This window comes from Gilliamella sp. B14448G11, from assembly GCF_016101765.1.
Taxonomy (GTDB): Bacteria; Pseudomonadota; Gammaproteobacteria; order Enterobacterales; family Orbaceae; genus Gilliamella; species Gilliamella apicola_N.
In genome coordinates this window covers 1-8,567 of the sequence record NZ_JACFPX010000031.1, presented here as the reverse complement: position 1 = coordinate 8,567, position 8,567 = coordinate 1, and the positions used below count along the sequence as shown (strand labels likewise).

Annotated in this window: 6 protein-coding genes; all 6 read left to right on the top strand. The window is 32.9% G+C overall.

What is annotated here, in order from left to right; translation table 11 throughout:
• A partial coding sequence (locus H3S88_RS12965; protein WP_198229178.1) for a type VI secretion system Vgr family protein occupies window positions 1-782 on the top strand: 782 nt, incomplete at its 5' end.
• A gap of 2 nt (window positions 783-784) precedes the next feature.
• Window positions 785-1,624, top strand: a complete 840-nt coding sequence (locus tag H3S88_RS12960; RefSeq protein ID WP_198229176.1) for a DUF4123 domain-containing protein — start codon at window positions 785-787, stop codon at window positions 1,622-1,624.
• Window positions 1,625-1,627: 3 nt separating this feature from the next.
• On the top strand, window positions 1,628-4,324 hold the full coding sequence (locus tag H3S88_RS12955; protein WP_198229174.1) for a T6SS effector BTH_I2691 family protein: 2,697 nt from the start codon (window positions 1,628-1,630) through the stop codon (window positions 4,322-4,324).
• The gene (locus H3S88_RS12950) at window positions 4,325-5,425 is read left to right on the top strand and encodes a DUF6708 domain-containing protein (protein WP_198229172.1); all 1,101 of its coding nucleotides are present in this window, start codon (window positions 4,325-4,327) and stop codon (window positions 5,423-5,425) included.
• A 66-nt stretch (window positions 5,426-5,491) separates the two neighbouring features.
• The gene (locus H3S88_RS12945; protein WP_198229170.1) at window positions 5,492-6,406 is read left to right on the top strand and encodes a putative type VI secretion system effector; all 915 of its coding nucleotides are present in this window, start codon (window positions 5,492-5,494) and stop codon (window positions 6,404-6,406) included.
• Window positions 6,407-6,660: 254 nt separating this feature from the next.
• A complete protein-coding gene (locus H3S88_RS12940) occupies window positions 6,661-7,656 on the top strand; it encodes a putative type VI secretion system effector (RefSeq protein ID WP_198229168.1) in 996 nt (331 codons plus the stop codon).
• Window positions 7,657-8,567 lie beyond the last annotated feature (911 nt).

Here is an 8,567-nt window from a genome sequence, read left to right as displayed (position 1 = left end):
TTGACCAAAACAAAGAGCAGCGAGGTGAGGGATTTGAACTGCGCACCGATGAGTGGGGTGCAATTGCTGCCAATAAAGGTTTATACCTGACCAGTCAGACCGAGCCTAAGGCACAGGGTAAACAACTGGATATGCAAGGAGCCATTACCCAGCTTGAAAATGCGTTATCAATTGCTAAAGCACTGCAAAATGCAGCAACCTCATCTGAAGCTCATGGTGCGGATACCGATAGTCAAGAGCAACTTAAAGCCACATTAACCCAATTAGCACAAAGTGGCATTATTGCTTATGCACAAGAAGGCATCGCTTTAACCAGTCCGGAAAACATCCAACTGTCAACATCGAATAGCGTTTCAATGACCAGTGAAAACCAAACAGACATTAATGCGTTAAAAAACATAACCGTCTCATCCGGTGAATCCATCGGTCTGTTTGCCCATAAATCGGGAATGAAAGTCTTTGCTAACCAAGGTGATGTTGAGGTGCAGGCACAAAATGCCAACCTGAATATGGCTGCCAAGCAAGATATTAAAATAGACAGTGTGGATGGCAGTGTTGATTTGTCAGCTGTAAAAGAAATCACCTTAATGTGTGGTGGTTCATACGTCAAAATCAGCAGTGCTGGGATTGAACTGGGCACCGCTGATAATGTTTATATAAAAAGTAATGCTATGCAGAAAATGGGACCGGCACAAAGAAACATTCAACGGGAATTACCATCGATATGCAATGGTGTACAACAAGATGAAGCAAATAAGCATGCTATTATTGTGGAAAGATAACGATGATTAAAACCATATCAGAAACAGATATCAGTAATATAATAGCTGAACAAATGAATCGATTTGGCAAGGTATATTTATTAATTGATCCAAAAATTAACGATGATTTTTTCTTTGAGCATAATTTTGAATTTGAATCAATTGTACCAATTCGAGATAGACAAGATACAGTTTCACAGGATCATGAATGTTTGCAGCTATGTACAATAAGGAAAGGAGTAAGTTATGTTGATCAAGTGATTAGTGAGTTAAAGAATAATCAATCGGCTGCAATTGCTTTAATTATTTCACCGTACAGTGTGAAAAACATACAAAATCATATTAGTAATGCTATGTTTATGTCGTATAAAGCTAAATGTTATTTTTTAAGATTTTATGACCCATATGTCTTAAAACATTTAGTAAATATCTTAAATAAAAAACAATTAAATCAATTATTAGGCGTTACTCAATATTGGTACTATTGGCAAAATAGTTATATCGAATTACATCACAAACCAGAATTAATACTGTCAGATATTGATTATGAAATAACAACAAATCAATGGCAAAAAATTAACATTGCTCAAGCTTATAACGCTTATGAATATCAAATGATGAGACAACAAAATTCTCCTTTGTCAGGGAGTCAACAAAACACTCTAACATTGATTTTAGACTGGATTTACAAAGCCTCATTTAATACGCCAGAACAACAAAAAATGGATTATATTGTTAATCATGTTATGGAAAAATCCGAACCATTTTTTCAGAGAACTTCCTACAATCAATTTTCCAATATGATGAAAAATAGTAATATTCATCAAATTAAAAAATATTTGCAACAATTAGAGCAGGAATAAAATATGGCATCAATAGATGAATTAATTAAATTAATAGCAGCTGCAAAAATTAAGGAGAACGATTCTGGTAGGCGGTGTCCAAAATGTCAAGAAAAAGAAGGCGATTTAATTGTTCTACCAACTCGGTTATCAGTTAGCGGTTATTTAGCTAAAAACCGTATGATAAAAAATAATCTTAAAGCTAATGTAGAAGTCCCTCCTTTACCAGATTTTGCTCAAGAAATGGTGAAAAATTTACCATTAGAACACTCTAATTATTGTATACAAATGCTTAGACAAGGTTATTTATATGTGCTTGTTGACTATAAAAATGGTAAGAAAGAGTGGCGAGCATTTTCTTCCAGCCCTGAAGGATGTCTAACAGAGTTTGAAAATATTAATACGATACCCTCGATTCCCCCTGATTATAATTGCAATATAGCTACTGACGGAGCGGATGCTTCATATATCAGTTTTAAAAATAGTAAAGATATCTATAAAATTCATTTTATTTTTAGTCCAAATAAAATAACTAATGAACGGTTAGAGTTTTACCTGACTACTCCAGAATTCGAACTAGAAGGCATGACACCAGAGCAAATACGAAGTGGTCAGAGATCGATAAAAGATGAAGCTTTACTTTCAAATATACTAGAGTTTTCAACGGCAATAGAGATTGCCGAACAAGAGGCTTTTTTGCGCAGTAAATTGCCTTATGAATTTAAATTTGGAGAACGGGATAATGCTAACAAACAACTTCAATTAACTCATTACATATATACAAATCGCGCCACTTTTTTTGATAAAGATATTCAGAAATATTATGGTCGTTATTTATCACTCTGTAAAAAATTAAACGCTCGCAAAGGCGCTGCAATTGTAGTTAACGATGCGATAGGAATTACACAAAGTTTAAATAATCGTCGTAACGAAGCACTTGAAAAAAAAATGAAACCCTGGATGGAAGCTAAAGATAATGAAGGGATTTCGAATGAACATCGTCTAATTGTTAAAAAACAACTTGATGAATTTAAAAAGTCATTTCATGATCGCCGTATAAAACAGTTAACACAGAGTTACTCGAAATCGGTTGAGCTGCAAAAAAAACAGAATACTAAAGCAATGCAAGGTATTTATATTCCTGAAGGTCTTAAAAACCAAAGTAATAAAATACTTGATAAGAGTGAAGAATGGTATAACGAAAATGTGGAATCTATCTATACAAAAGAGCTAGCAGAGAAAGAGTTTCAAAAAAAATATTGGAGTCGTTTATCACACGAAAAATTTAATAAATTTGAAAATGATTTTAAAGAAAAATCAGAACAAGCTGAAAAACTTGCAGAGCTAAGAACTAAAGACTACATAAAATGGTTAAAATCGGAGCAATTGATTACAGCATTAGATCTTTATGATGAAAGCAAAAAACTCGACGGAATTATGTTTCAATTTCAGATGAGTATGTGCCTACATGGAACAAGCAGTTCGCCAGAAATTACCGATATACTTGACCAATGGTGGAATGCATCGCAAATAACTCGTGATAACTTAGTTATGCGTACATATCTTTTTAACAATAAAAGTTTAATTGATGACATCAATCAATATTTAGATATACAACAATCAATTGCGATAATTGATGCTTCTGAAACAGATGAGACTGATCCCAATGTTAATAAAGCAATTGAACTATTAAATAACCTTACTGAACATATTAACACAGTAGGTTCTATTATAGATCAACTAGCAGAACGAGGATTTCCAATAGCAATATTATCCGTGACCTTAACAGATTTAGTAAGAAATTTTTTAAGAATTACCGTATCGAGTGCCGAGGTGCGCCTCCACAATGCTGCGGGGAATCTTATCATAAGTTCGCTTAATCGAACCGCGACTAATATGTATCGTCAGGGTTATAATATTAATCGTGTAAGATTTTCAGCTGTGCCTAATCGAGGGGTTCCGCAACTTGAAAATATTGCACAAGAAAACTTCCGAAATGCTGATTTAGTCAATACTCGTTTTGCTATCGTCTTACTTGGATTTAGCGCTTACGATTCATACCAAAAATTTAAAACAGGTCATATTAATAATATTCGGGAAGTAACCGAATTCCTAACATCGGTAGTAACAAGCATTGCTGCCGGCTTACAGGTATGTATAAGCACAATTGAATATAGCATTGGTAACAAACCAAATTCTAAAATTGGACATGTTACTATTAATGCCTTTGGTCGGTTGTTTTTGTGGTCGGCAAGTATATCCACAATAGCTGGGGGGGTAATGGCAGTATTAGATTTTATTGATGGCTATGAAACAAGCAAAAAAGATAAGGACATTATTGCCACTGCTTATTTTGCGAGAGGGCTGGCAACTTTGGCGCTTAGTATTGGGCAATTTGTAACTGTACTAGGTACGCTTGTGCCATGGTTAGATAGGATTGTTAGTTATAGTACAGAACGAACCATTTGGGTGAAAATAGCTGATTTGGGGCTTTCAATTGGGCGCTTTGCACTTAGAAGTGCCCTTGTTATAGGGAGAATTGTATTTATGGCTTCATTTATTATACTAATTGTTTCGTTTGTGCTTATTATTACTGATGACAATGCACTTCAAAAATGGTTTGATCGCTGCTGTTTTGGCAAGGAACCAGACCGTAAAAAATTTGCAGATTTAACTGAAGAATTAACAACCTGGAATCAAGCTATTACGGAGACATTATAGATGTATATCGGTGAATATTTATTATGGTTTGGCAACTCCATAAAAAAAGAGACACGAAAAAAATTAGAAATGAGTTATAGCAGTGGTGATATGAAACTCAGCGAAGTTGAAAAGGATTGGACTAAAGCGTCAGTCAGTAATAACTCAAGAGCCATTGGCCCATACTATGCCTATAACGATCGCTATCTCGAGATTCGTGGCGGAATGTTTGAAAATTTTCGAGGGATTGTTACATGGCTCTCTATACTAATATTTATGTTTCCTTTAACAGGCTTTTATTTTGCATTTATAATTGCATCACAATTATATAATAGTGAGAATGAAAACATTGCTTCTGATATATTTGCAATGATTTGTTTTTTAATTACTTCTTTAGTTTTAATATATTTATGCTTCCGCTATTTCCGTTATGTCTATCGATTGGAACTGTTTACCATACGCCATATACGGGTACGCTTTAATCGGGTAACAAGGCAAGTTTATATTCAGCGCCCTAAATATTGCGGCGGTACTGTCGTATTTAAATGGGATCATATTATGCCGGGTAACTTTGGCGACAGTGGTTCGGATATGAGTGGCACCAATATGGTGAATTTAATTGTTTTTCATCCTTATAAAACGGGTTTTCCTGTGGCTCACTCAGTCGGGATAGGTAAAAATACCTATAAAGGTCAAGACTATAAAGATGAATGGGAATTTATTCGCCGTTATATGGAAGATGGTCCAGAAAATTTACCCAAACCAAGACTTAGCACCCATTTACCAATGCCATTTCATGGATTAGGTGGCCATATCAGCCCGATGATCCACGCAGCACAAAATTCAAAAAGCATAATGATGTATCTGTTATTAATCCCGGTATTTTTAATTCTATTACCCGTTTACACGACAGGTTATTTTATATCGGAATGCTTATGCTGGCAGCCACGTTGGCCAAAGGTGATTAGGCAAGCAGGCAAAAAAGGCAAACCCATACCCAAAGAAACAACCTTATCAGACTATCCACCTGACGTGCAAAAAGGCATTTTAGAGAGCCGATTAGAGTGGTGCGTTTTGGATGAAAAAACCGGAAAATACGTTGATTACGGAAACTTCTCCTAAATGAATACTGATTATTGAATATGAAAGCGAAAAAATAAGTAATAATAAAAATGAAGAAGGCCTATTATGCCCTACGCAAAATATGATGGAAAAGATGTTATTTATAATAATAAAGAAGAGTTATTAAAAAAAACGGGGGTCAGTATTACTGATCCCATTTTACCACCTAAAAATTTAGTAAAAATAACGGGTACACTTTCGGAGTTTAAAGGAATATTTTGTTATGCACCTGTGGGTGATGATGCTTATATGAGCAAAGAAGAGCGGAAAAAACTGAATGCTAAAATACGAAGTAGAGCGGCGCTTGCAACATTAACTGGGAATAATAGTGCTGGTTTAGCGGCATTAGGGCATAATGATGATAGTATACATGTAAGTAATTATTTTCCAGCACAATATTTTACAGCTAAACTAAATAATACAATTAAGTTAAAAGGTTGGCTGGGTTATTATAAATTTAATGAAGGTGATTTGGTTGAAGTTGTAGCCGAAAAGCATACTGACCATTATGAAGTGTATGCTATGCTTAAACCGAGTGAGCAAATTATTTCTCTTATTCCCCTTTGTTTTGCTGGACGTAAACACGCTTTAAAACGTTATCATATCCCAGTAATTTTATTTTATTTATTGTTTACAGCAGGTTTAGTCTATCTATCAAGTGATTTTACTTTGGATAATCTAATACCAGCTTATATTGGGTTTGGTGTACTTTATATACCAACAATTTTCATTTTATATTATAAAATGATAACTACCAATATTAAATTGGCAGAACGAATTTTTTCGGTATTGGGTTGGCAAAATGTTACTAATATTGATTTAATTGATATAAGTAAAAAGCAGGTGAAAAAATTAATTGCACAAGGTAAATATTCATTAGAGTGGAATGATAATGTTGATCGTTTTATAAGACCTTATAAAGGAGGAGATGGTTGGTATTTTTTCTATTATGATCCAGAAATGTTTTGTAAAAAAAAATAATAAGAATTTATTAGCTAAACCAGATAATATTACAGAGATTGATACCGAACTGGATGATAATCTTGAAGATAAACGCAAAGAATAACTATCCATTTTTCGTGCAAAAAGACATCTTAGAAAGCCGATTAGAGTGGTGCGTTTTGGATGAAAAAACCGGAAAATACGTTGATTACGGAAACTGCTCCTAAATGAATACTGATTATTGAATATGAAAGCGAAAAAAGAAGTAATAATAAAAATTAAGAAGGCTAATTATGCCCTACGCAAAATATGATGGAAAAGATATTCTTTATAATAATAAAGAAGAGTTATTAAAAAAAACGGGGGTCAGTATTACTGATCCCATTTTACCTCCTAAAAATTTAGTGAAATTAACTGGTACACTTACAGAGTTTAAAGGAATATTCTGTTATGCACCTGTGGGTGATGATGCTTATATGAGTAAAGAAGAGAGGAAAAAACTGAATGCTAAAATACGAAGTAGAGCAGCGCTAGCAACATTAGCTGGGAATAACAGTGCTGGTTTAGCGGCATTAGGGCATAATGACGATATACATGTAAGTAATTATTTCCCATCACAATATTTTACAGCTAAACTAAATAATTCAATTAAGTTAAAAGGTTGGCTGGGTTATTATAAATTTAATGAAGGAGATTTGGTTGAAGTTGTAGCCGAAAAGCATACTGACCATTATGAAGTGTATGCTATGCTTAAACCGAGCGAGCAAATTATTTCTCTTATTACCCCTTGTTTTGCTGGACGTAAACACGCTTTAAAACGTTATCATATCCCAGTACTTTCATTTTATTTATTATTTACAGCAGCATTAGTGTATCTATCTAGTGATTTTACTTTGGATAATCTAATTCCAGCTTATATTGGAATTGGTGTATTTTATATACCAACAATTTTAATTTTATATAAAAAAGAGATAAATACCCATGTTAAATTGGCGGAACGAATTTTTTCCGTATTGGGTTGGCAAGATGTTACTAACATTGATTTAGTTGATATAAGTAAGGAGCAGGTGAAAAAATTAATTGCCCAAGGTAAATATTCATTAGAGTGGAATGATAATGTTGATCGTTTTATAAGACCTTATAAAGGAGGAGATGGCTTTGGGTTTTTCTATTATGATCCAGAAATGTTTTGTAAAAAAAATAATAAGAATTTATTAGCTGAACCAGATAATATTACAGAGATTGATACCGAACTGGATGATGATCTTGATGATAAAGGCAAAGAATAACTATCCATTTTCTGTGCAAAAAGACATTTTATAGATCCGATTAGAGTGGTGCATTTGGGATGAAAAAACCGGAAAATATGTCGATTATGGTAACTGATCCTAAATAAATACTGATTATTTAATCCAAAAAAATATGGATATTTTAAAAATCTTCATAGATAAACTTTCTGATTTTGTTGATTAATGATAGCTTTTCTTTATAGCGTTTTGATTATTATGAAACGGTATAGACTCCTGAATATTTTTTACAAAAATACTTGAAATTTTAGTTTAGTGGGGTTGTTAATATGCTAAATTTTGTCAAAATGTTAGCAAAATTCTACAAACAGAATTTATTGAGTGTTTTAATTCAACGAGTATAGATTTTATAAAATGTAAGATCTATATAGATTGCTTCTTGTTAACAGGTTGATGACTCTTATCGCACTTACTTTACGAATAAAAATGCAAATTTTGCTGATTACTATTTAATTAAATTGTGTGGCTGCGATAATAGGTCATTTGTAGTGAGTTAAAAGATTTTATAATGAATAAAATTCTTTGATTACTTCATGCTAATCTGACTTAAGAAGAAAATGGAAAGTTTTATTATCAATCAACTATTATGTTGATAATCGTTTGATTATTATTATGAACATCTCAATCTAGCCTTATGTAAACAACGATAAAACAGATTTTAAAATAAGATATTATTATTTAATCCATAATAAACATGATCTAATTAATATAAACTCTGGTATGTCCACTCTCTATGAGTGCGAACTTATAAGTTATATATTATAAATTATGCAATTTTTTTAACAATTGATTTGAGTTTTAGAATGAACTGGATAGGCTACACTAATTAGTACCAATTTTATAAGGTCATTGTTATGATAAACCAACAATAAAAAAAGGTAACAATAATGACA

Coding starts and splice junctions, on each gene's coding strand:
- H3S88_RS12940 (WP_198229168.1), top strand. CDS start 6,661: ATGCCCTACGCAAAATATGATGGAAAAGATATTCTTTATAATAATAAA.
- H3S88_RS12945 (WP_198229170.1), top strand. CDS start 5,492: ATGCCCTACGCAAAATATGATGGAAAAGATGTTATTTATAATAATAAA.
- H3S88_RS12950 (WP_198229172.1), top strand. CDS start 4,325: ATGTATATCGGTGAATATTTATTATGGTTTGGCAACTCCATAAAAAAA.
- H3S88_RS12960 (WP_198229176.1), top strand. CDS start 785: ATGATTAAAACCATATCAGAAACAGATATCAGTAATATAATAGCTGAA.
- H3S88_RS12955 (WP_198229174.1), top strand. CDS start 1,628: ATGGCATCAATAGATGAATTAATTAAATTAATAGCAGCTGCAAAAATT.